We start from the raw sequence: 23117 nt of genomic DNA, 5'->3' as shown, positions 1-23117 counted from the left end.
TCTGTTGCTGCGAGTGATTTCAGTATATCGCGCGAAAGGCATTGTTGGCAAAATCATCAATTGTTAATTGATATTTGTCAGTTAACTCAGCGTCTGACTGAGCACAATACCGATAACGAACAACAGGTTAGTCAGCAGCGCCCCTTTTACGGTACGTTCGAGCATCGGGGGCATGGCCTCTGCACGTTGTTCGCGCATGACATAACGCGCCTGTTTAATCAGCAGCGGCGCCGCCAGAATAAACAGCCAGCCCCACACGCTCTGCAGCGAAATCAGGTTGAATAACGCCAGGCAACCCAGCGCGCCGATCAGCAGGCAGGCGTGGTAGCGACGGGCATTCACCGGGCCTAAACGCACCGCCAGGGTGTTTTTGCCGTTCACGCGGTCGCTGTCGATATCACGCAGGTTATTAATATTCAGCACTGCCGTCGCCAGCAGACCGCAGGCGGTCGCTGGCAAGAACAGGGCAGGAATCAGCGTATGAGCCTGCAGATACCAGCTGCCCATTACGCTCAGCCAGCCGAAAAAGACCAGCACTGAAATATCGCCCAGACCAATGTAGCCATAAGGTCGGGTGCCGACCGTGTAGGTAATGGCCGCGATAATGGCGAGCAAACCCAACACCAGAAAGCCGATAAAATCGCTAAAGGTTTTTGATGCAACCGAAACCAGCGCCAGCCCGGACAGACAAATCAGCACCACGGTGATAATCAGGGCCCGTTTCATCTGTTCCTGAGTAATGACCCCTTTCTGCATGCCGCGCAAAGGTCCGATACGATCGGGTTTGTCGCTGCCTTTTACGGCATCGCCATAGTCGTTGGCGAGGTTAGAGAGAATTTGCAGTAAGCCAGCGGTAATCAACGCCAGCAAGGCAACAAGAGGATCAAAATGACCCTGCCACCACGCGAGGGCCGTGCCTACCACAATGGCAGCAAAGGCGAGTGGGAGAGTCTTTGGGCGCAGGCTTTCTAGCCAGGCTTGCGTACGGCTGATTTCAGTCATCGTTATTATGTGCCAATAAAAATGGGGCTTTTCAGCCCCATCGTTTGTGATGAAAATGCAATGAACGCGATTATAGGATAAAACGGCTCAGATCTTCATCTGCTACTAAAGCATCAAGGTGCTTACTCACATAGTCGGCATCAATGGTAATACTCTGACCATTGAGATCGCTGGCATCGTAAGAGATATCTTCCATCAGACGCTCCAGCACGGTATGCAGACGACGTGCACCGATGTTTTCGGTGGTTTCGTTCACCTGCCATGCGGCCTGAGCGATACGTTTGATACCGTCTTCGGTGAATTCGATATTCACCCCTTCGGTCGCCATCAGCGCCTTGTACTGTACGGTTACAGAGGCGTTAGGTTCGGTCAGGATGCGCTCGAAATCTTCTGTGGTCAGCGCCTGCAGTTCTACACGGATTGGCAGACGACCCTGCAGTTCCGGGATCAGATCAGAGGGCTTCGCCACCTGGAATGCGCCGGAGGCGATAAACAGAATATGGTCGGTTTTCACCATGCCGTGCTTAGTGGAGACGGTGCAGCCTTCCACCAGCGGCAGCAGGTCACGCTGTACGCCTTCGCGAGAAACATCCGGGCCGGAGGATTCGCCGCGCTTACAGATTTTATCGATCTCATCGATAAACACGATACCGTGCTGTTCAACGGCGTCGATCGCGTCCTGCTTCAGCTCTTCCGGGTTAACCAGTTTTGCCGCTTCTTCTTCAATCAGCAGCTTCATCGCATCTTTGATTTTCAGCTTACGCGGTTTTTGTTTCTGGCCGCCCAGGTTCTGGAACATAGACTGCAGCTGGCTGGTCATCTCTTCCATGCCTGGTGGAGACATGATTTCAACGCCCATCGGTGCCGCAGCGAGATCGATCTCAATCTCTTTGTCATCCAGCTGGCCTTCGCGCAGTTTTTTACGGAATGCCTGGCGTGCTGCAGAGGGCTCCTGAGGCTGTTCTGCCTGGCCCCAGTTGTTCTTCGCCGGTGGGATCAGGACGTCGAGAACACGTTCTTCGGCCATCTCTTCGGCGCGATAACGGTTTTTCTGGATGGACTGCACGCGCACCATTTTAATCGCAGAGTCGGTCAGATCGCGGATGATGGAATCCACTTCTTTACCTACGTAGCCCACTTCGGTGAACTTGGTCGCTTCGACTTTGATAAACGGCGCATTGGCCAACTTTGCCAGACGACGAGCGATTTCGGTTTTACCGACACCGGTCGGGCCGATCATCAGAATGTTTTTTGGGGTCACTTCGTGGCGCAGATCTTCGTCAAGCTGCATACGGCGCCAGCGGTTACGCAGGGCAATCGCCACGGAGCGCTTAGCGTTGTCCTGGCCAATAATGTGTTTGTTCAGTTCGCTGACAATTTCGCGTGGGGTCATTTCAGACATGGGCGATCCTTACGCTTTAGACGGTAATTCTTCAATGGTGTGGTTGTGGTTGGTATAAATGCAGATATCACCTGCAATATCCAACGCCTTCACAGCGATATCGCGCGCGTTCATGTCGGTGTTTTCCAACAGTGCGCGGGCTGCGGCCTGGGCATACGGACCGCCAGAGCCGATAGCAATCAGATCATTTTCTGGCTGCACGACGTCACCGTTACCGGTGATGATCAGCGACGCGTTTTCATCCGCCACTGCCAGCAGCGCTTCAAGCTTGCGCAGCATACGATCGGTACGCCAGTCTTTCGCCAGCTCAACGGCGGCTTTCACCAGATGACCCTGGTGCATTTCCAGTTTACGTTCGAACAGCTCGAACAGCGTGAAGGCATCCGCAGTGCCGCCCGCAAAACCGGCGATCACTTTGTCGTTATACAGACGGCGAACTTTTTTCACGTTGCCCTTCATGACGGTATTACCCAGCGTGGCCTGGCCATCACCGGCAATCACCACCTGGCCGTTACGGCGTACACTTACTATTGTTGTCACGAGCAGACCCCCTGGTTACAAATTCGGGAAACAGATGCCCTGAGCCAGTGCTCAGGGCTGAATAGAATGATAGATGGGGGAGATTTTGGGGGTTTCAACCCCCGGATGCGAGTCGGATACAGTTTGTGTGGCCCGCGACTTTCAGACGGGAAATGGTGCCATCGGCATTTTCTTTGCCTTTCACCGGGCCGATTACCACGCGATTCCAGCCGTTATTGGTGGTGATGCGTGAATCAAATCCTTCAAACGCCAGCTGGGCACGTACGGTTTCCGCCTGCTCTGCCCCTTTAAAGGAACCACACTGTACCATCCAGCGACGTTCATCTTTTTTCTCAGCCGTTTGCTTCGGCGCCTCGGTCTCTTTGGTAACCGGTGCGGCCTGCTGCGTTTTCGGCTGCTGTGCGGTGGTATGCGCCGGTGTTTGCAGCAAATCCTGATACGGCTGGGCCGCTTGCTTTTGCGGCTGCGCTTTTGGCTGCTGGGCAGGCTGCGTCTGTACCGTGCGCGTTTGCTGCTGCGGCTGCTGATAAGGCTGTTCCGTCACGCGCGGCTGCGTGCGAGGCTGCTGTACCGGCTGGGTTTGCGACCACTGCTGCTGCTGTTGTTGCTGTTGGACCTGAGCCTGACGCTGACGCTGCAACGTTTGCTGACGCTGTGCGGGCGTTTGTTCATTCCACGGGACTTCGTTCAGCTGCGTTGGCTGCTGGCGCATGTCGGCCTGCATCTGAGCCAATAGCTGACGCTGTTCGTTCGTGAGCTGATCGGCGTTCTTCACCTCCCCTCCGGCGGAGGGTTCGGTTGGCGCACGCACGCCTGGCTGGCGACTTTCCAGCTCTTTGATATAACGCCAGCGCTCTTCAGGTTTTGGCGGCAGGCCGTTTCCGGCGACTTTGCTGCCCTGAAGTGCCTCAGTCTCTTCTTTTTTATGATGCGTAATAAAGTACAGGCCGCCAATAAAAGCCACCACGACAGCCGCGGCAATTGCGATCATCGCAGGCGAGACAGCAGGCAGGTTCCGTTGCTGTTTCTTTGGGCTACTCTTTTTGCGTCGCGAAGGTGCCGGCTGGCCGCGACGTACATAATCTCGTTGTGCCACTATCGTTTCGCTGTATTTATTCGTTTGTCAGCCCGTCATGTTACTTAAGCGACGGGCCTTTGACCAGATAAGGGAGTCTGATTTACGTCAGCGCCCGCGTAGAACCGCGAACGATCAATTCGCAATCCAGTAAACGCGATCCACTGCTGACCGTCTGGCCATTCAGCTGATCGAGCAGCAGGAGCATCGCTTCACGGCCAATCTCAAAGCGAGGTTGGGCCACGGTTGAGAGCGGCGGATCGCAAAACTCAGACAAGGAGATGTTATCAAAACCGATGATGGAGAGATCCTGGGGCACCCGCAGACCCTGGCGTTTGGCACAGGAGAGCGCCCCCAGCGCCATTACATCGCTATGGCAGAAGACCGCCGTTGGCGGTTCCGGCAGCGCCAGCAGCGTCTCTAACGCCAGCCCGCCAGCAGCAAAGGTAAAATCGCCGCGGGCGATGTAGTGGGGATCCACCGTTGCGCCCGCACGGCGCAGCGCCTGGACGTATCCCTGCAGGCGGTAGTGACACAGCGGCATCTCTTCTGGCCCGGCGATGCAGCCAATGCGTTTATGCCCCAGCTCTTGCAGATAATTTACGGCATTAAAGGCGGCGGTGAGGTTATCAATGTGAACCGTCGGCAGCTCCAGTTCAGGCGCAAATTCATTAGCCATGACCATCGGCGGCAGATTGCGTTGCTCTGCGATGCTGGCATCGAAAGGCAAGCGTGAACCGAGCAGTAACATGCCGTCGATCTGCTTGGTAATGATCAAATCGATAAAGGTCTTTTCCTGCTGATTTTGATGAGCACAATCGCCAATCAGCACCAGATAGCCTTTCGCCGCAGCGGTGACTTCAATACCGCGAATGATTTCGCTAAAGAAGGGATCGCAGATATCCGGCACGATGACCAGAATGGTGCGGGATTCGTTACGTTTGACGTTACGTCCCATTGCCTGAGGCAGATAACCTACCTCGAGAGCCGCCTGTTCTACGCGATTGCGCGTAGATTGAGAGACTTTATCGGGGTTCATTAATGCGCGGGATACGGTTGCCGTCGAGACTTTCGCCTTCAGGGCAACATCTTTCATGGTCGCCGGAGCAACCTCTTTCCTGGACTTCAACGTCTTCTCCTCACAGGCGCATCACCGATCTACTGAATTACCCCATTTTTTATCAGATAGTTTATGGAATCGGTTACAGAATTTTCATAAAAAGTGTGATGCACATTGAATTTTACGATCCCCCTCTCATTGCGGTTCAGCTTTCGATGGGATCGACGTCCAGCATCCACTTCACTTTGCGCGCTTCAGGTAAGGTATTGATGAGCGCTAAGGTTCCGCTGACGATGTGCTGTAAGCGAATACGAGAGGGGTGCTGCAGCAAAATCTGCCAGCGATAGCGTCCGCCGCGTTTTGGCGCCAGGGCGGGTACCGGCCCGAGGATCCAGAGCTGATTGTCTACCAGCGGGCTGGCTTGCAACAGATTCCGTAGCTGCTGCAGGAACAGGGGAGCCTGCTGATTATTATGATCTTCTGCCCGGATAATGACATGGCTGGTCCATGGCGGTAACTGCAGCGATTGCCGCTCTGCCAGCGCCTGCTCGGCAAAGGCGTCGTAGCCCTTTTGCAGCAAGGTCTGCAGCAGCGGATGCTCGGGATGGTGAGTTTGGAGCACCACTTCGCCCTGTTTACCCGCACGTCCTGCACGTCCCGCCACCTGGGTGTACAGCTGGGCGAAGCGCTCCGCAGAGCGGAAATCCGCCGAGAAGAGGGCGCCATCCACGTCCAGCAGCGCAACCAGCGTCACGTCCGGGAAGTGGTGCCCCTTCGCCAGCATCTGGGTGCCGATCAAAATGCGGGCACCGCCGCGATGTACTTCGGCCAGGTGCTGCTCCAGCGCACCCTTACGGCTGGTGGTGTCCCGGTCAATACGTGAGATAGGTACATCCGGGAAAAAGGGGCTGAGCGCCTGCTCAAGCTGCTCGGTGCCTAACCCTACCGGCACCATATGTGTGGAGCCGCAAGAGGGGCACTGACGTGGTATTGGCCGCTGGCTATCGCAGTGGTGGCAGCGCAAATGATGCTGCGCCTGGTGCAGAGTATAGTAGTGGTCGCAGCGCGGACACTCAGCGATCCAGCCGCAATCATGGCACAGCAGTGCCGGCGCAAAACCGCGACGGTTGAGAAACAGAATGACCTGGTTATCCGCCTGCAGATGTTGACGCATACGCGCGATCAGCGCTGGTGCTAATCCCGCCTGCACCTGCTGACCTTTTAAATCGAGCACATGCTGCGTTGCCGGTCGGGCATTCCCCGCGCGGCGGGTCAGGCGCAGCATATGGTACTTACGCTGGCGCACATTATGCAGGGTTTCCAGCGCGGGCGTGGCGGAGCCAAGAATAATCGGGATCTGCTCGCTATGGGCACGGTACACCGCCAGGTCGCGGGCGTGATAACGCCAGCCCTCTTGCTGTTTATAAGAGCTGTCGTGCTCTTCATCGATAACAATAACGCCCAGATTCTTGAAAGGGGTAAACAGAGAAGAGCGAGTACCAATAACAATCGCCGCTTCACCATTTTTCGCCTTCAGCCAGGCACTGAGACGCTCGCTGTCGTTCAGGCCGGAGTGCAACACTTCAACCGGCGCATTAAAACGCTCGCGAAAGCGGGCGATGGTTTGCGGCGTCAGGCCGATCTCCGGCACCATCACCAGCGCCTGCTTGCCCTGAGCAAGGACGTTCTCCAGTACGCTAAGATAAACTTCTGTTTTACCTGAGCCCGTCACGCCTGCCAGCAGCCATGCGGAGAAGCGATCCGATGCGCTATGAATAGCGCCTACCGCCGTCGCCTGCTCGGTATTAAGCCGCAGTCGATCACCCGCCACGGAGAAGCCGTTACGCCAGTCCTGAATGGCCGGGGCTTCACTTGCCAGTTCACACAGCCCTTTTTTACGCAGCGCTTGCAGCGCGGCGTCATTAAATTCCAGATCTTCTACCTGATGGCGCCAGATACGCCCCTGACGCAATGCTGCCAACGCCTGCTGCTGTTTTGGCGAGCGCTTCAGGCTGTTGATATCCACCGCCTGACCCTGCTCGGTGGCAAACCAGTACCACTGAGGGGCATGGCGGGCATTTTTGCCCTGTCGCAGCAGGATCGGTAGCGCATGGAAGAGCACGTCGCCCAGCGGATGGTGGTAATAATCGGCGGCCCAGAGCAGTAACCGCCATACGCTGGCGGAGAAGACGGGTTCGTCGTCCAGCACCTCGACCACGCTTTTCAGTTCGCTTCTCGGCAACTCACTTTGCTCACTGACTGAGACCACAATCCCTACCCGCTGCTGCTTACCGAATGGCACGTTCACGCGGCAGCCAGCCTGAGCAACCATGCCGTCGGGCAGCAGGTAATCAAAGGTGCGGGGAAGCGGAACGGGCAGGGCAACGTGAGCAACGGGCATCGAATCTTCCTGACTTGAAAAGTGGCGCGTTAGTATACACATTAGTGAAAGGCGGCGTGCGGATCAGTTTGCATCGCCTGGTTAAATTCTGTATGATTCGCCGCCTTTGGTGTACTTTACGCCAAAGAACTTACATTCAACATCGCGTGGTGTCTGGCGTTAGGGCTGGAAGAGCGACGCGGCCTTTACTGAGGTTCTCCCATGAAAAAAGATATTCACCCGAAATACGAAATGATTACTGCAAACTGCTCTTGCGGTAACGCTATCCAGATCCGCTCCACCGTGGGCCACGATCTGAACCTGGACGTGTGCGGTAAATGCCACCCGTTCTACACTGGTAAGCAGCGTGATGTTGCAACCGGTGGCCGTGTTGACCGCTTCAACAAGCGTTTCAGCATCCCGGGCGCGAAATAAGCTTCCAGAAGAAACCGCCTACGGGCGGTTTTTTTTATGCCTGCAATATACTGCCTGAATAATTAACTTCTTTTTATTTAAATTAAAAATCATTATTTTTCATCACTCTCTTTTTATATTTCCCACTCAAATATTTGGCTGGCTTATTCTTTAACAGAGGGTGATATTCATCTCTGTTTTCTTGATCTCTCTGCCACGCATTTATTCTGGATGTCCAAATATAAAAGGTTTCCCGCTTCGGGTAATTCTACACTTTGCTCGTGTCTTGTTTTTATTTTGCCATTTTTTAGCGATGGCATTCAGGATTGGATATAGACTTCGGGTGATGCTGCCAACTTACTGATTTAGTGTATGATGGTGTTTTTGAGGTGCTCCAGTGGCTTCTGTTTCTATCAGCTGTCCCTCCTGTTCAGCTACTGACGGGGTGGTGCGTAACGGCAAAAGCACCGCCGGACATCAGCGCTATCTCTGCTCTCACTGCCGTAAAACATGGCAACTGCAGTTCACTTACACCGCTTCTCAACCCGGTACGCACCAGAAAATCATTGATATGGCCATGAATGGCGTTGGATGCCGGGCAACCGCCCGCATTATGGGCGTTGGCCTCAACACGATTTTACGTCACTTAAAAAACTCAGGCCGCAGTCGGTAACCTCGCGCATACAGCCGGGCAGTGACGTCATCGTCTGCGCGGAAATGGACGAACAGTGGGGCTATGTCGGGGCTAAATCGCTCCAGCGCTGGCTGTTTTACGCGTATGACAGGCTCCGGAAGACGGTTGTTGCGCACGTATTCGGTGAACGCACTATGGCGACGCTGGGGCGTCTTATGAGCCTGCTGTCACCCTTTGACGTGGTGATATGGATGACGGATGGCTGGCCGCTGTATGAATCCCGCCTGAAGGGAAAGCTGCACGTAATCAGCAAGCGATATACGCAGCGAATTGAGCGGCATAACCTGAATCTGAGGCAGCACCTGGCACGGCTGGGACGGAAGTCGCTGTCGTTCTCAAAATCGGTGGAGCTGCATGACAAAGTCATCGGGCATTATCTGAACATAAAACACTATCAATAAGTTGGAGTCATTACCCAGTTTGGCTGGCAAGGTTTACTCTGGCAACCGGGCATTGCCGTGGAGATGGGCGAAGACATGGCAATTTATAAACCCTATTTACGCGTTCAGTACGCTATAAATGAGAACTGGTGGACAGCATTTCGCTACCGTACGGAATATACGCGGCGTAATGCACAGGGGCAAGATGACCGTATGGTTTATCGCCCAGAAATTTGGCTGGGTTATAATATCGATAATGTCATGCTCGAACTTAACGGCCTCTATAAGTTCGCAGATAATGAAAATCTATATAATAATAAAAAAGAGGATTACGAATATAACTTCCGCGTGGCCTATAAAATAGATTCCTGGGTGCCCTTTGCGGAGGTGGGCAATGTCGCGTCCGGATACAACACGGCGACAACCGACGATCGTCAAACCCGTTTTCGTATGGGCTTAGGCTACAACTTCTAAGAAGCCATCCCGCTGAGTCGGCTCAGCGGGATCGCATTTTATCGTCAGGGCTGATTCAGCCTGGCTGCCTTAGTATTCCCACGTATCCGGGTCGATGCCCAGTTCACGCATGATCACCTTCGCCTCTTCCGGAATTTCATCACTGCGCTCTTTGCGCAGATCTTCATCGTTAGGCAAGGGCTGACCGGTAAACGCATGCAGGAACGCTTCGCACAGCAGTTCACTGTTAGTGGCGTGACGCAGGTTATTCACCTGACGACGCGTACGTTCATCGGTGAGGATCTTCAACACCTTCAGAGGAATGGAAACCGTAATTTTTTTTACTTGTTCACTCTTCTTACCGTGCTCAGCGTATGGGCTGATATATTCGCCGCTCCATTCAGCCATGAGATACCTTTAATCCTCTAAGTCATTAATATGAGGCCAATGCCGCAGCGACTGCCGGGGCCGGGGCCATAATCCCGCGTAGTTTACCGTAGAGACGCCGCTGTGACACGGATATTGCCTCTGCGTTATGCGCTAAAGCATATAATTTTAACGGCTATTTGCGTATTGCTCAATCTATACGCAAAGAAGTTTAGATGTCCAGATGTATTGACGTCCATATAATCAATGTTTACTCTGATGCCTGACTTTTCATCCATTAAGCCAGGAAGCCTTCACCATGACGCGTAAACAGGCCACCATTGCAGTGCGTAGCGGATTGAATGACGACGAGCAGTATGGCTGCGTCGTCCCGCCGATTCATCTCTCCAGTACCTATAACTTCACCGGATTTAATGAACCGCGCGCGCATGACTACTCGCGTCGTGGCAATCCTACGCGTGATGTCACCCAGCGTGCGCTGGCAGAACTGGAAGGCGGCGCCGGCGCGGTACTGACCAATACTGGCATGTCGGCTATTCATCTTGTCACCACGGTGTTCCTGAAACCTGGCGATCTGCTGGTGGCCCCGCACGACTGCTACGGCGGCAGTTACCGTCTGTTTGACAGCCTGGCAAAACGGGGTTGCTACCGCGTCTTGTTTGTCGATCAGGGGGATGAGCAGGCGCTAAAACAGGCGCTGGCAGAGAAGCCAAAGCTGGTTTTAGTGGAAAGTCCAAGCAATCCGCTGTTGCGCGTCGTCGATATTGCACAAATTTGTCAGCTCTCAAGGGATGCGGGAGCGATAACTGTAGTGGATAATACCTTCCTCAGTCCTGCGCTGCAGAATCCGTTAGCGCTGGGTGCGGACCTGGTATTGCATTCATGTACTAAATACCTGAACGGCCACTCTGACGTGGTCGCCGGGGTAGTGATTGCAAAGGATCCTGAGCTTGTCACCGAATTGGCATGGTGGGCGAATAACATCGGCGTCACCGGCAGTGCGTTTGACAGCTACCTGCTGCTGCGTGGACTGCGCACCCTGTCGCCGCGTATGGAAGTGGCGCAGCGTAATGCCCAGGCGATTGTCGATTTCCTGAAGACCCAGCCGCTGGTGAAAAAGCTCTATCACCCGTCGCTGCCGGAAAATCAGGGACACGAGATTGTGGCCCGTCAACAAAAGGGCTTTGGTGCGATGTTAAGTTTTGAACTGGATGGCGACGAGCAGACGCTGCGTCGCTTCCTGAGCGGGTTGTCACTGTTTACGCTGGCGGAATCATTAGGGGGCGTTGAAAGCTTAATCTCCCACGCCGCAACAATGACCCACGCTGGCATGGCGCCAGAAGCGCGTGCCGCCGCCGGGATCGCTGAGACGCTACTACGCATCTCAACCGGTATTGAAGATTGTGAAGATTTAATTGCCGATCTGGAAAATGGCTTCCGGGTCGCAGCCAAGGGGTAATCATGAGTGTGATAGCGCAGGCAGGGGCGAAGGGTCGTCAACTGCACAAGTTTGGTGGTAGTAGTCTTGCTGATGTGAAATGTTACCTGCGGGTCGCGGGGATCATGGCGGAATATTCGATGCCGGGGGACATGATGGTTGTCTCTGCGGCGGGCAGCACCACCAACCAGTTGATTAGCTGGCTGAAATTAAGCCAGACCGATCGTCTCTCTGCGCATCAGGTACAACAGTCATTACGCCGTTACCAGAGCGAACTGATCGCCGGATTGCTGCCTGCCGAGGTGGCGGATGGCCTGATCAGTACCTTCATTCACGATCTCGAACGTCTGGCCGGCTTGCTGGATAGCGGCGTGACCGATGCGGTTTACGCTGAAGTGGTTGGCCACGGCGAGGTCTGGTCTGCGCGGCTGATGGCGGCCGTTCTGGAACAACAAGGGCTTGAAGCCGCCTGGCTTGATGCGCGTGACTTCCTGCGCGCCGAACGCGCTGCGCAGCCGCAGGTGGATGAAGGCTTGTCCTATCCGCTGCTGCAACAGTTGCTGGTACAGCATCCGGGTAAACGCATCGTCGTGACCGGTTTTATCAGCCGCAGCAACGCGGGCGAAACCGTGCTGCTGGGGCGTAACGGCTCTGACTATTCGGCAACGCAAATCGGTGCGCTGGCGGGGGTTAACCGCGTCACTATCTGGAGCGACGTCGCCGGCGTGTACAGTGCCGACCCGCGTAAAGTTAAAGATGCCTGTCTGCTGCCGCTTCTGCGTCTGGACGAAGCCAGCGAGCTGGCGCGTCTGGCCGCACCGGTTCTGCATGCGCGCACCCTGCAGCCGGTTTCCGGCAGCGATATCGATCTACAACTCCGTTGCAGCTATACCCCGGATCAGGGCTCTACCCGCATCGAACGCGTGCTGGCCTCCGGTACCGGCGCGCGTATTGTGACCAGCCATGATGATATCTGCCTGATTGAGTTCCAGGTGCCGGCGGGTCAGGACTTTAAGCTGGCGCATAAAGATATCGATCTGGTTCTGAAGCGTGCTCAGGTGCGTCCGCTGGCCGTTGGCGTGCATAACGACCGTCAGCTGCTGCAGTTCTGCTATACCGCAGAAGTGGCGGACAGCGCCTTAAAAATTCTGGATGAAGCAGGCCTGCCCGGCGAACTTCGTCTGCGCCAGGGGCTGGCGCTGGTAGCGATGGTCGGTGCGGGCGTCACCCGCAACCCGCTGCACTGCCACCGTTTCTGGCAGCAACTGAAAGGCCAGCCGGTGGAGTTCACCTGGCAGTCGGAAGAGGGCATTAGCCTGGTTGCCGTGCTGCGTAAAGGGCCGACCGAAAGTCTGATTCAGGGGCTACACACCTCGCTGTTCCGCGCGGAAAAGCGTATTGGCCTGGTACTGTTCGGCAAAGGTAACATCGGTTCTCGCTGGCTTGAGCTGTTTGCTCGCGAGCAGACAACCCTGTCGGCGCGTACCGGCTTCGAATTTGTGCTGGCGGGGGTGGTGGACAGCCGCCGTAGCTTGCTGAACTACGAAGGGCTGGATGCCAGCCGGGCGCTCGCGTTCTTCAACGACGAAGCGGTCGAGCAGGATGAAGAGTCGCTCTTCCTGTGGATGCGAGCGCATCCGTATGACGATTTAGTGGTGCTGGACGTCACCGCCAGTGAGCAGCTGGCCGATCAGTACCTGGATTTTGCCAGCCACGGTTTCCACGTGATTAGCGCGAACAAACTGGCCGGGGCGAGCAATACCGATAAATATCGCCAAATCCACGATGCGTTTGAAAAAACGGGTCGCCACTGGCTTTATAACGCCACCGTGGGGGCCGGTTTGCCGGTGAACCACACGGTGCGTGATTTGATTGAAAGCGGCGACAGCATCCTGGCTGTCAGCGGCATCTTCTCCGGTACGCTCTCCTGGCTGTTCCTGCAGTTTGACGGTACCGTGCCCTTTACGGACCTGGTGGATCAGGCATGGCAGCAGGGGTTGACCGAACCGGATCCGCGCGTCGATCTCTCCGGGAAAGACGTGATGCGTAAACTGGTCATTGTGGCGCGCGAAGCGGGCTACGATATCGAACCCAGCGCCGTACGTGTCGAATCGCTTGTGCCTGCTGGATGCGAGGAGGGCTCTGTCGATCACTTCTTCGAGAACGGTGACGAGCTGAACGCGCAAATGGTGCAACGTCTGGAAGCCGCGCGTGAGATGGGGCTGGTGCTGCGCTACGTGGCGCGCTTCGATGCCAACGGTAAAGCCCGCGTCGGGGTAGAAGCCGTGCGTCCGGAGCATCCGCTGGCGGCGCTGCTGCCATGTGATAACGTCTTTGCCATTGAAAGCCGCTGGTATCGCGATAACCCACTGGTGATCCGTGGGCCTGGCGCGGGGCGCGATGTCACCGCTGGTGCCATTCAGTCAGATATCAACCGTCTGGCGCAGCTGCTGTAGTCTTGCTGGTTCTCTCCCCGCCAGGGGAGGGAACCATCTTCTCCCTCTCCCTGAGGGAGAGGGCCGGAGTGAGGGTGGACAGACCGCACCCAACCCCCATCATGAACCCCCCTCATCTCCCCTGAGTATTCCTCACCGTCAATGATGATTATTTCTGTTGACGCCACTCCGCTTTTCCGTCATTTTTACATCTGGACGTCTAAACGTATAGAAGTTCACGGCATAACAAACAACCACACGCGATTGATGAGGTAAGGTATGAGCTTTTTTCACGCCAACCAGCGGGAAGCCCTGAATCAGAGCCTGGCAGAAGTAAATGGCCAGATTAATGTCTCTTTTGAATTTTTCCCGCCGCGCACCAGTGAAATGGAGCAAACCCTGTGGGCCTCTATCGATCGCCTTAGCAGCCTGAAGCCTAAGTTTGTCTCCGTAACCTACGGGGCTAACTCCGGTGAGCGTGACCGTACGCACAGCATCATCAAAGGCATTAAAGAGCAAACCGGTCTGGAAGCCGCTCCGCACCTGACCTGCATCGACGCCACCCGCGAAGAACTGAGTGCGATTGCCAGAGATTACTGGAACAACGGTATTCGTCATATCGTTGCCCTGCGCGGCGATCTTCCGCCGGGAAGCGGTAAACCCGAGATGTACGCGACCGATCTGGTTGCCTTACTGAAAGAGGTCGGTGATTTTGATATCTCCGTTGCGGCTTATCCGGAAGTGCATCCGGAAGCGAAAAGCGCCCAGGCGGACCTGCTGAACCTGAAGCGCAAAGTGGATGCCGGTGCCAGTCGTGCCATCACTCAGTTCTTTTTCGATGTAGAGAGTTATTTGCGCTTTCGTGACCGCTGCGTCTCTGCGGGTATCGACGTTGAAATCATTCCGGGCATTCTGCCGGTCTCTAACTTTAAGCAGGCGAAGAAATTTGCCGACATGACCAACGTGCGCATTCCACACTGGATGTCCAAAATGTACGAAGGTCTGGATGACGATGCAGAAACCCGCAAGCTGGTGGGGGCAAGTATCGCGATGGATATGGTGAAGATCTTGAGCCGGGAAGGGGTGAAAGACTTCCACTTCTATACCCTGAACCGTGCAGAGATGAGTTACGCCATCTGCCATACGCTGGGCGTTCGTCCGGCGTAATCTTTAAAATATCCCAATAGTTTGCAAGGTTTTTAAGCGGGCGATAAGTTAAAAGGAATTAACTATCGAATCTGTGGATCAATTCAACTATCTCTTATCGCTGGTGGTGTATATCGTAACGGTAACACTCTAAAGGGAGCACAGCGATGAGCACGTCAGACGATACTAATAAAGCGTCATCTATGGGTAAATGCCCGTTCCATCAGGGCGGCGTTGACCATAGCGCGGGTGCGGGCACGGGCAATAAAGAATGGTGGCCGAAACAACTCCGCATCGATCTTCTTAATCAGCACTCCAGTCGTTCGAACCCTTTGGGTGAAGATTTCGACTACCGCAAAGAATTTAGCAAACTTGATTACTCTGCCCTGAAAGGCGATCTCAAAGCGCTGTTAACCGATTCTCAACCCTGGTGGCCTGCCGACTGGGGTAGCTACGCGGGACTCTTTATTCGCATGGCCTGGCACGGTGCGGGTACCTATCGTTCTGTTGACGGACGTGGCGGCGCCGGACGTGGCCAGCAGCGCTTTGCGCCGCTGAACTCCTGGCCGGATAACGTCAGCCTGGATAAAGCGCGCCGCCTGCTGTGGCCAATCAAACAAAAATATGGCCAGAAAATCTCCTGGGCCGATCTCTTTATCCTCGCCGGGAACGTGGCGCTGGAGAATTCCGGCTTCCGTACCTTTGGTTTTGGCGCCGGGCGTGAAGACGTCTGGGAGCCGGATCTGGATGTGAACTGGGGTGATGAAACGGCCTGGCTCAAGCACCGTGACCCGGAAGCACTGGCGAAGCGCCCGTTAGCGGCGACAGAAATGGGGCTGATTTACGTTAACCCGGAAGGGCCAAATGCCAGCGGTGACCCGCTGTCAGCGGCGGCGGCTATTCGCGCGACCTTTGGCAACATGGGGATGAACGATGAAGAGACCGTCGCGCTGATTGGCGGGGGGCACACGCTGGGTAAAACCCACGGCGCCGGGGAAGCCACGCACGTGGGCACCGATCCTGAGGCGTCCCCAATCGAAGCGCAGGGCCTGGGGTGGACCAGCACGCACGGCACCGGTATTGGCGCAGACGCTATTACCTCCGGGCTGGAGGTCATCTGGTCACAAACGCCGACCCAGTGGAGCAACTACTTCTTCGAGAACTTATTCAAATATGAGTGGGTGCAGACCCGCAGCCCGGCAGGGGCGATCCAGTTTGAAGCTGTCGACGCACCGGATGTGATGCCGGACCCGTTCGACCCGTCGAAAAAGCGCAAACCAACCATGCTGGTAACCGATCTGACCCTGCGCTTTGATCCGGAATTCGAGAAAATTTCCCGTCGCTTCCTGAACGATCCGCAGGCCTTTAACGAAGCGTTTGCCCGGGCGTGGTTCAAACTGACGCACCGCGACATGGGGCCGATTTCACGTTACCTCGGGCCGGAAGTGCCGAAAGAAGAGCTTATCTGGCAGGATCCCCTGCCGAAGCCGGTCTATAACCCGACGCAGGAAGATATCAACGCCCTGAAGGCAGAGATTGCCGCTTCGGGTCTCCCGGTGAGCGAACTGGTCTCCGTGGCCTGGGCCTCGGCGTCCACCTTCCGCGGTGGTGATAAACGCGGCGGTGCGAACGGTGCACGCCTGGCGCTGTCTCCGCAGCGCGACTGGGATGTGAACGCCGCAGCGGTGCGTGCCTTACCGGCGCTGGAAGCCATCCAGCGCAGTGTGAATAAAGCGTCGCTGGCCGATATCATCGTGCTGGCGGGTGTGGTGGGCGTTGAGCAGGCTGCGAAAGCGGCGGGCGTTTACGTTACTGTGCCGTTTACGCCGGGCCGCGTGGATGCTCGTCAGGATCAGACGGATATCGAGATGTTTAACCTGCTCGAACCGATTGCCGACGGCTTCCGTAACTATCGTGCGCAGGTTGATGTTTCCACCACCGAGTCCCTGCTGATTGATAAAGCGCAGCAGCTGACCCTAACGGCACCGGAAATGACCGCACTGGTAGGCGGCCTGCGCGTGCTGGGCGCCAACTTCGACGGCAGCAAAAACGGTGTCTTTACCGATCGTCCGGGCGTGCTCAGCAATGATTTCTTCGTCAACCTGCTGGATATGGGTACACAGTGGAAAGCGACCGACGACTCTAACGAGCTGTTTGCCGGCAGCGACCGCGCCAGCGGCGAGGTGAAATATACCGCTTCACGCGCGGACCTGGTGTTCGGCTCAAACGCCGTACTGCGCGCGCTGGCAGAAGTATACGCCAGCAGCGATGGTCACGAGAAGTTTGTGAACGACTTCGTGGCGGCCTGGGGACGCGTCATGAACCTTGACCGTTTCGATCTGAAGTAAACCGACGTCATAAAAAAATCCCCGCTTCGGCGGGGATTTTTTATATCAGACGTTTATTCCCACTCATGCAGGAAGCGTTGGCCATACTGGTCTGCCACCAGCAGCGCGGCATAAACCTGATCCGACGTCGCTCCGCCAGGCATGTTATGAATCGTTTCGCCTTCAGCGCAGGCTGCTTCAGCCACCAGGCGCATTTTCACGGGGATATCGGTTTTGATATCCAGCTGTGCCAGGGTAATTGGCAGGCCGACGCTGTGGCACAGCGCCGCGACGGTTTCGATCTCTTCTACCGGTGCGTTCTCCAGCACCAACTGAGTCAATGTCCCAAATGCCACCTTTTCGCCGTGATAATAGTGATGCGCATCCGGCAGGGCCGTTAAGCCGTTGTGGATGGCGTGAGCGGCAGCCAGACCGCCGCTTTCAAAGCCCACGCCGCTCAGGTAGGTGTTGGCTTCAATCACATGCTCCAGCGCCGGCGTAACTACGTGCTGTTCAGCGGCCAGCATCGCTTTTTCGCCCTCTTCAATTAGCGTGTTGTAGCACAGTTCGGCCAGCGCCAGCGCGGCACGCGTACATTTGCCGCCCGCCATGGTGGTGGCGCCGCTGCGTGAACAGGCCCGCGCCTCAAACCAGGTGGCCAGCGCATCGCCAATACCGGCTGCCAGAAGACGTGCCGGGGCACCGGCCACCACGCGGGTATCCACAATGACGATATTGGGGTTATGAGGCAGCATCAGGTAGCGGTCAAACTCGCCTTCATCGGTATAAATAACGGAGAGCGCGCTGCATGGCGCATCGGTTGAGGCGATGGTAGGGGCGACGGCGACGGGCACATCCATAAAGTGGGCCAGTGCTTTTGCAGTATCCAGGGTTTTGCCGCCGCCGATGCCCAGCACGGCCTGGCACTCTGCCCCTTGTGCCAGTTTGCGCAGGCGATCAATTTCATTTTGCGAACATTCGCCGCCAAACGGCACAATCTCAACCTGCAGTTCAGCCTCGTTAAAGCTCTGACGGATAGTCTCTTCGGCAAACCCCAGCACAAACTTATCGCCGACCACCAGCCAGCGGGGAGCCAGCGGTTTCAGGTAGTCACCGAGGCGGGAGAGCACATCCGCGCCCTGAATGTATTTGCCTGGCGATTGAATAATACGGTCCATAACATGTCTCCTTTAGAGAGTGAGGTGACAAACGCGTTTTGCAGTGAGTTAAAACTGACTCTACCGCCGGGGAGGCGAGCATTTGTTGCGCTACATCTAAAGGGGAAAAGATTGGGAATAAAAAAAGGCCACCCTGACTGGATGGCCTTTTGTACAGGTTACTGGTTTCCGACCTGATCGCCATGCGGCAGGCTATCGTAGTCAATCAGTCCATTTTTCTTATACGGATTGCCAATCCAGCGGGTGGTCTCTTTGAATGCCGGGCTGGTGATGGAACGCGTAGAATCGTATCCGTCATAGGTTAGGCCCGCCAAATCTGACCAGGTATGAATCAGCTCAGAGCTGCTGTATTTACGGTTAACATCCTGCGAGAAATCGCGTGGATGTGCGGCTTGCCACTTCTCTGACGTCCAGAGCAGGAACGGCACCGTATACATATGACGCGTTGGATTGTCTTCGTTACGACCCTGAGTCTTGTGCGGCGGCGTGTCATACACCTCCTCACCATGATCGGAGAAGTAAAGCAGGAAGCCGTTCGGATCCGTCGCTTTGTAATCTTTGATCAGGCTGGCGACGACCATGTCGTTATAACGGTTGGCGTTATCATAATCGTTATAAGACTCTTGCTCCTCCGGGCTCAGACCCGCCGGCAGATGATCGGTTTTGCCGTCAAAGTAGCCTTTGTCTTCCGGGTAGCGGAACTTGTACTTAATATGGGTCCCAAGCAGATGCACGATAATGAATTTCTTCGGTGCAGGGTCTGCCATCACCTCTTTAAACGGCGCCAGCACGTTGGTGTCGTATTCACGCGCACTCTGGGTACGTTGCTGGTTCATATAGAACTGTTTGTCGGTCTGCTTAGAGAAGACCGTCAACATGGTATTACGGGCGGTCATCGTCTGCTGGTTGGTGATCCAGAAGGTTTTATACCCGGCCTGTTTCATCATGTTCATCAGCGACGGTTGGGTCAGGTAAAGGTCCGGGTGCTTCTCGTTGGCAAAGGTCAGCGCCTGTTGCAGGATCTCAATGGTGTAGGGACGAGACGTCACCACATTATTAAAGATCGTCAGACCAGGATCGCTTTTGTGCAGCGCATCCAGCTCCGGCGTGGTGTCACGCGGATAGCCATACAAGCTCATGCGGCCACGCTGGGTGGATTCCCCAATCACCAGTACCAAAGTGCGCGGCGCATCGCCCGAGCTGTCTTTAAAATTAGCCAGCGGCGGCAGGGCATCATTTTCATTGAGCAGACTATTCAGTGACGTTAACTGCTGACGATACTGATAATACCCCGAGATAAACTGCCACGGCGCTGCCGGCTCCATACGGGATGCCAGGCCGTTGAGCGTTTTTTCAAATGGCTTATTGTTGATGACGCTATTCATCACAATCGGGTGCAGAATCAGGCCATACAGCAAGGCAAAAGGAACCACCCAGCGCCATGGCGAAGGAACATACACCGGGCGCAGGCGTGTCCACAGGAAAATTGCCGTCGCGGTATAGGCCAGCGCCACGAGAATAATTTTCAGACTGAAGTACTGGCTCAGATATTCACTGGCTTCGTTCGCATTCGATTCAAACATCACGAACAGTACGCTTTGCGAAAACTCCTGCCCATAAATGACGTAATAACTCAGTGCCGCCAGCGAGGTTGCCCACAGCACGACGCCAATGACTGCCGCAATGGCACGAATACGGGCCGGGAAGAGTATGACCGGGATAAGCCATAACGAGCTGAATAGCAGCGAATCGCGCAGACCGTTGGTGCCGCTGTAGCCGCTAATGCAAATGGTTACCTGAAGTAAGGTAGAAAAGAACCAAAAATAGAGCAGCGCCCAGGCGAGGGCTTTCCAGCTAAACGCAGGTTTAGTCTGGGAGGAGGAGAGTTGCATGATGGTTGCCTGTCTTTAAACGTATCGCCAACGTAGCGACTAAACCTTAAGGGAACCTGAAGCAGAGCGATTTAGACCGCCTGAAGCCGGACGGAGCCCATTAAGGGGATAAAAGAGAGGCAAAATATATTGAATTCGAATTGTTTATGACAGAAAAATTTCAGGTAACCCTCGCACAATAGCACGAGGGTACCTAAGTTATTGATTAGCCTGTGTTACGCATGCCTGCCGCCACGCCAGCAATGGTGACCATCAGGGCCTGCTCGACACGGGGATCCGGTTCCGCACCTTCTTCCTCGGCTTTACGGGAGCGGTATAACAGCTCTGCCTGCAGCACATTCAGCGGGTCGGTGTAGATATTGCGTAGCTGGATGGACTCGGCAATCCACGGCAGGTCTGCCATGAGATGAGAGTCGTTGGCGATATCCAGTACCACCTTGATATCGCCTTCCAGGAGTTCACGCAGCTCTTTACCCAGCGTCCACAGCTCGGGTTTTACCAGACGCTGGTCGTAGTATTCTGCCAGCCACAGATCGGCTTTCGAGAAGACCATCTCCAGCATACCCAGGCGGGTAGAGAAGAACGGCCAGTCGCGGCACATGCTCTCCAGTTCGCTCTGTTTGCCATCTTCCACCACTTTTTGCAGCGCCGCGCCCGCGCCCAGCCAGGCCGGCAGCATCAGGCGGTTCTGCGTCCAGGCGAAGATCCACGGAATGGCACGCAGCGACTCGACGCCACCGGCCGGGCGACGTTTAGCCGGACGTGAACCCAGCGGCAGCTTGCCCAGTTCCTGCTCAGGCGTGGCGGAACGGAAGTAAGGGACGAAATCTTTATTTTCTCGCACGTAGCCGCGGTACATCTCGCAGGAGATATCTGACAACTCGTCCATGATGCGGCACCAGGCCTCTTTCGGCTCCGGCGGTGGCAGCAGGTTGGCTTCCAGAATGGCGCTGGTGTAGAGCGACAGGCTGCTGATGGTTACCTCTGGCAGACCATATTTGAAGCGGATCATTTCGCCCTGCTCAGTGACGCGCAGGCCCCCTTTCAGGCTGCCTGGCGGTTGAGAGAGCAGCGCCGCATGCGCAGGCGCGCCGCCACGTCCGATAGAACCACCGCGACCGTGGAACAGGGTCAGTTCAATGCCCGCTTTTTCACAGGTTTTGATCAGCGCATCTTGCGCCTGGTACTGCGCCCAGGATGCCGCCATCACGCCCGCATCTTTTGCGGAGTCGGAATAGCCAATCATCACCATCTGCTTGCCCTGAATGAAGCCGCGATACCAGTCGATATTCAGTAACTGGGTCATCACGTCGTTGGCATTGTTCAGGTCGTCGAGGGTTTCAAACAGCGGCGCCACCGGCAGGGCATAGTCGATACCGGCTTCTTTGAGCAGGAGGTGAACACCCAGCACGTCGGACGGGGTTTTCGCCATTGAGATCACGTAGGCGGCCACCGATCCTTTCGGTGCATCCACGATCGCTTTACAGGTATTGAGCACTTCACGGGTGTCGTTACTTGGCTCCCAGTTGCGCGGCAGGAGAGGGCGCTTGGAGTTCAGTTCACGGATCAGGAATGCCTGTTTGTCGGCTTCTGACCAGCTTTCATAGTCGCCGATGCCGAGATAGCGGGTCAGTTCGCCCAGCGCTTCGGTATGACGGGTGCTCTCCTGACGCACGTCGATACGTACCAGCGGCACGCCGAAACACTTCACGCGGCGCAGGGTGTCGAGCAGCTCGCCGTTGGCGATGATGCCCATTCCACAGGCCTGCAGGGATTTATAACAGGCGTATAGCGGCTCCCAGAGCTGTTCATTCTGGCTCAACAGCCCTTCTGGTTTCGGCAGGCGCTGGCCTTTCAGGCGCGCTTCCAGCCAGGTCTGCGTTGCCATGAGCTGGCCACGCAGTTTTTTCATCAGGTAACGATAGGGCTCGCTGGCACCTTCTTCACCGGCCAGCTCGCGCAGTTCCGGAGTGGCTTCTACCATCGACAGTTCGGAGATAAGCACCTGGATATCTTTCAGGAACAGGTCGGTCGCTTTCCAGCGGCTCAGCAGCAGCACGTGGCGGGTGATATCCGCCGTAACGTTCGGGTTACCGTCGCGGTCGCCGCCCATCCAGGAGGTAAAGCGCACCGGTACGAAATCGACCGGCAGGCGGTAGCCGAGGTTCTCTTCCAGCTGTTCGTTCAGCTCGCGCAGGTAGTTCGGTACCCCTTCCCACAGGCTGTTTTCCACCACCGCAAAGCCCCATTTGGCTTCGTCTACCGGGCTTGGGCGGTGCTTACGAATTTCATCGGTATGCCAGGACTGGGCAATTAGCTGGCGCAGACGGCGCATCAGCTGGTTGCGCTCGTAATCGACAATATCTTTGTTATCGAGCTGCTTCAGGCAGTTATTCACTTCCACCATTTTGTGAATCAGCGTACGACGGGTGATCTCGGTCGGGTGGGCGGTGAGCACCAGCTCCAGCGACAGTGATTCAACCGCTTTTTTGATGGTCGCTTCGTTGAGATCGGGCTGGTCTTTGAGTTTTCTGAGCGTGCGGGCAATCACTTCTGGGTTGCTGGCCGCTTCGCCATGCGGCGAAATGCTGTGGTACTGCTCTGCGGTGTTCGCCAGGTTCAGGAACTGGCTAAACGCGCGGGCAACGGGCAAGAGTTCATCGTTAGAAAGATTCTGCAGCGTTGTGAGCAGCTCCTGACGATTGGCCTCGTTTCCTGCGCGGGAAGATTTCGACAACTTACGGATAGTTTCAACACGGTCGAGAATGTTCTCGCCCAGGGCATCCTTGATGGTATCTCCCAGCACCTTGCCGAGCATACTGACATTACTACGCAACGCGGAATATTGTTCGTTCATAAAAACCCAGTCACCCCATCATTTTTGTTTATGCCCTTTCAGCAATCTGACGGACAT

Annotated in this window: 16 protein-coding genes and 1 pseudogene; 7 read left to right on the top strand and 10 right to left on the bottom strand. The window is 55.6% G+C overall.

What is annotated here, in order from left to right:
- Nucleotides 1-81: 81 nt before the first annotated feature.
- From menA to priA, 6 genes are all read right to left on the bottom strand, one after another.
- Nucleotides 82-1008: a 1,4-dihydroxy-2-naphthoate polyprenyltransferase gene (gene menA / locus JZ655_RS20620; RefSeq protein WP_207293890.1), complete on the bottom strand. Its 927-nt coding sequence runs from the start codon at nucleotides 1006-1008 to the stop codon at nucleotides 82-84.
- 64 nt (nucleotides 1009-1072) lie between these two features.
- The gene (hslU, locus tag JZ655_RS20615) at nucleotides 1073-2404 is read right to left on the bottom strand and encodes an ATP-dependent protease ATPase subunit HslU (protein WP_207292632.1); all 1332 of its coding nucleotides are present in this window, start codon (nucleotides 2402-2404) and stop codon (nucleotides 1073-1075) included.
- Nucleotides 2405-2413: 9 nt separating this feature from the next.
- A complete protein-coding gene (gene hslV / locus JZ655_RS20610) occupies nucleotides 2414-2944 on the bottom strand; it encodes an ATP-dependent protease subunit HslV (RefSeq protein WP_003862036.1) in 531 nt (176 codons plus the stop codon).
- Between the two features lie 94 nt (nucleotides 2945-3038).
- Nucleotides 3039-4040: a cell division protein FtsN gene (ftsN, locus tag JZ655_RS20605; protein ID WP_046886214.1), complete on the bottom strand. Its 1002-nt coding sequence runs from the start codon at nucleotides 4038-4040 to the stop codon at nucleotides 3039-3041.
- 82 nt (nucleotides 4041-4122) lie between these two features.
- On the bottom strand, nucleotides 4123-5148 hold the full coding sequence (gene cytR, locus JZ655_RS20600) for a DNA-binding transcriptional regulator CytR (RefSeq protein WP_207292631.1): 1026 nt from the start codon (nucleotides 5146-5148) through the stop codon (nucleotides 4123-4125).
- A 136-nt stretch (nucleotides 5149-5284) separates the two neighbouring features.
- The gene (gene priA / locus JZ655_RS20595) at nucleotides 5285-7480 is read right to left on the bottom strand and encodes a primosomal protein N' (protein ID WP_207292630.1); all 2196 of its coding nucleotides are present in this window, start codon (nucleotides 7478-7480) and stop codon (nucleotides 5285-5287) included.
- A 201-nt stretch (nucleotides 7481-7681) separates the two neighbouring features.
- Here priA and rpmE point away from each other — a divergent pair, with 201 nt between their 5' ends.
- The 3 genes and pseudogenes from rpmE to JZ655_RS20580 all read left to right on the top strand — a co-directional run.
- Entirely contained in the window at nucleotides 7682-7894 is a 213-nt protein-coding gene (gene rpmE / locus JZ655_RS20590; protein WP_040078031.1) for a 50S ribosomal protein L31, read from the top strand.
- Nucleotides 7895-8270: 376 nt separating this feature from the next.
- Nucleotides 8271-8968 (top strand): IS1-like element IS1A family transposase gene (locus tag JZ655_RS20585; RefSeq protein ID WP_242637262.1). Its coding sequence is split into 2 segments (ribosomal slippage): nucleotides 8271-8520 and nucleotides 8520-8968, totalling 699 coding nucleotides; the frame shifts between segments, so codons are not numbered across the junction.
- A gap of 15 nt (nucleotides 8969-8983) precedes the next feature.
- Nucleotides 8984-9421 (top strand): annotated as a pseudogene (locus tag JZ655_RS20580) (oligogalacturonate-specific porin KdgM family protein); the annotation flags it as partial.
- A 69-nt stretch (nucleotides 9422-9490) separates the two neighbouring features.
- Here the strand turns inward: JZ655_RS20580 and metJ are convergent.
- Nucleotides 9491-9808: a met regulon transcriptional regulator MetJ gene (metJ, locus tag JZ655_RS20575; RefSeq protein WP_007369220.1), complete on the bottom strand. Its 318-nt coding sequence runs from the start codon at nucleotides 9806-9808 to the stop codon at nucleotides 9491-9493.
- A gap of 277 nt (nucleotides 9809-10085) precedes the next feature.
- On the opposite strand from metJ, the gene metB reads away from it, so the two are divergent.
- The 4 genes from metB to katG all read left to right on the top strand — a co-directional run bounded on the left by metB (nucleotide 10086) and on the right by katG (nucleotide 17154).
- On the top strand, nucleotides 10086-11246 hold the full coding sequence (metB, locus tag JZ655_RS20570) for a cystathionine gamma-synthase (protein WP_207292629.1): 1161 nt from the start codon (nucleotides 10086-10088) through the stop codon (nucleotides 11244-11246).
- 2 nt (nucleotides 11247-11248) lie between these two features.
- On the top strand, nucleotides 11249-13681 hold the full coding sequence (locus tag JZ655_RS20565; RefSeq protein WP_046886218.1) for a bifunctional aspartate kinase/homoserine dehydrogenase II: 2433 nt from the start codon (nucleotides 11249-11251) through the stop codon (nucleotides 13679-13681).
- 258 nt (nucleotides 13682-13939) lie between these two features.
- Nucleotides 13940-14827, top strand: coding sequence for a methylenetetrahydrofolate reductase (metF, locus tag JZ655_RS20560; protein WP_040078036.1), 888 nt, complete (start codon nucleotides 13940-13942; stop codon nucleotides 14825-14827).
- A 146-nt stretch (nucleotides 14828-14973) separates the two neighbouring features.
- The gene (gene katG / locus JZ655_RS20555; protein WP_207292628.1) at nucleotides 14974-17154 is read left to right on the top strand and encodes a catalase/peroxidase HPI; all 2181 of its coding nucleotides are present in this window, start codon (nucleotides 14974-14976) and stop codon (nucleotides 17152-17154) included.
- Between the two features lie 53 nt (nucleotides 17155-17207).
- Here katG and gldA read toward each other — a convergent pair whose 3' ends face one another.
- The 3 genes from gldA to ppc form a co-directional block, all read right to left on the bottom strand.
- The gene (gene gldA / locus JZ655_RS20550; RefSeq protein WP_040078039.1) at nucleotides 17208-18311 is read right to left on the bottom strand and encodes a bifunctional L-1,2-propanediol dehydrogenase/glycerol dehydrogenase; all 1104 of its coding nucleotides are present in this window, start codon (nucleotides 18309-18311) and stop codon (nucleotides 17208-17210) included.
- 158 nt (nucleotides 18312-18469) lie between these two features.
- Nucleotides 18470-20203: a phosphoethanolamine transferase CptA gene (locus tag JZ655_RS20545; RefSeq protein WP_207292627.1), complete on the bottom strand. Its 1734-nt coding sequence runs from the start codon at nucleotides 20201-20203 to the stop codon at nucleotides 18470-18472.
- A gap of 205 nt (nucleotides 20204-20408) precedes the next feature.
- Nucleotides 20409-23060 (bottom strand): phosphoenolpyruvate carboxylase, encoded by a 2652-nt coding sequence (gene ppc, locus JZ655_RS20540; RefSeq protein ID WP_207292626.1) that lies wholly within the window; start codon nucleotides 23058-23060, stop codon nucleotides 20409-20411.
- Between the last annotated feature and the right edge of the window lie 57 nt (nucleotides 23061-23117).

This window comes from Leclercia pneumoniae (assembly GCF_017348915.1).
GTDB lineage: Bacteria > Pseudomonadota > Gammaproteobacteria > Enterobacterales > Enterobacteriaceae > Enterobacter > Enterobacter pneumoniae.
This window is presented reverse-complemented; position numbering and strand designations above follow the sequence as displayed.

Excerpts from the sequence above, each read along its gene's own strand:
- priA (WP_207292630.1), bottom strand. The coding sequence starts at position 7,480 with ATGCCCGTTGCTCACGTTGCCCTGCCCGTTCCGCTTCCCCGCACCTTT.
- hslU (WP_207292632.1), bottom strand. The coding sequence starts at position 2,404 with ATGTCTGAAATGACCCCACGCGAAATTGTCAGCGAACTGAACAAACAC.
- metJ (WP_007369220.1), bottom strand. The coding sequence starts at position 9,808 with ATGGCTGAATGGAGCGGCGAATATATCAGCCCATACGCTGAGCACGGT.
- ppc (WP_207292626.1), bottom strand. The coding sequence starts at position 23,060 with ATGAACGAACAATATTCCGCGTTGCGTAGTAATGTCAGTATGCTCGGC.
- metB (WP_207292629.1), top strand. The coding sequence starts at position 10,086 with ATGACGCGTAAACAGGCCACCATTGCAGTGCGTAGCGGATTGAATGAC.
- JZ655_RS20545 (WP_207292627.1), bottom strand. The coding sequence starts at position 20,203 with ATGCAACTCTCCTCCTCCCAGACTAAACCTGCGTTTAGCTGGAAAGCC.
- JZ655_RS20565 (WP_046886218.1), top strand. The coding sequence starts at position 11,249 with ATGAGTGTGATAGCGCAGGCAGGGGCGAAGGGTCGTCAACTGCACAAG.
- rpmE (WP_040078031.1), top strand. The coding sequence starts at position 7,682 with ATGAAAAAAGATATTCACCCGAAATACGAAATGATTACTGCAAACTGC.
- gldA (WP_040078039.1), bottom strand. The coding sequence starts at position 18,311 with ATGGACCGTATTATTCAATCGCCAGGCAAATACATTCAGGGCGCGGAT.
- metF (WP_040078036.1), top strand. The coding sequence starts at position 13,940 with ATGAGCTTTTTTCACGCCAACCAGCGGGAAGCCCTGAATCAGAGCCTG.
- katG (WP_207292628.1), top strand. The coding sequence starts at position 14,974 with ATGAGCACGTCAGACGATACTAATAAAGCGTCATCTATGGGTAAATGC.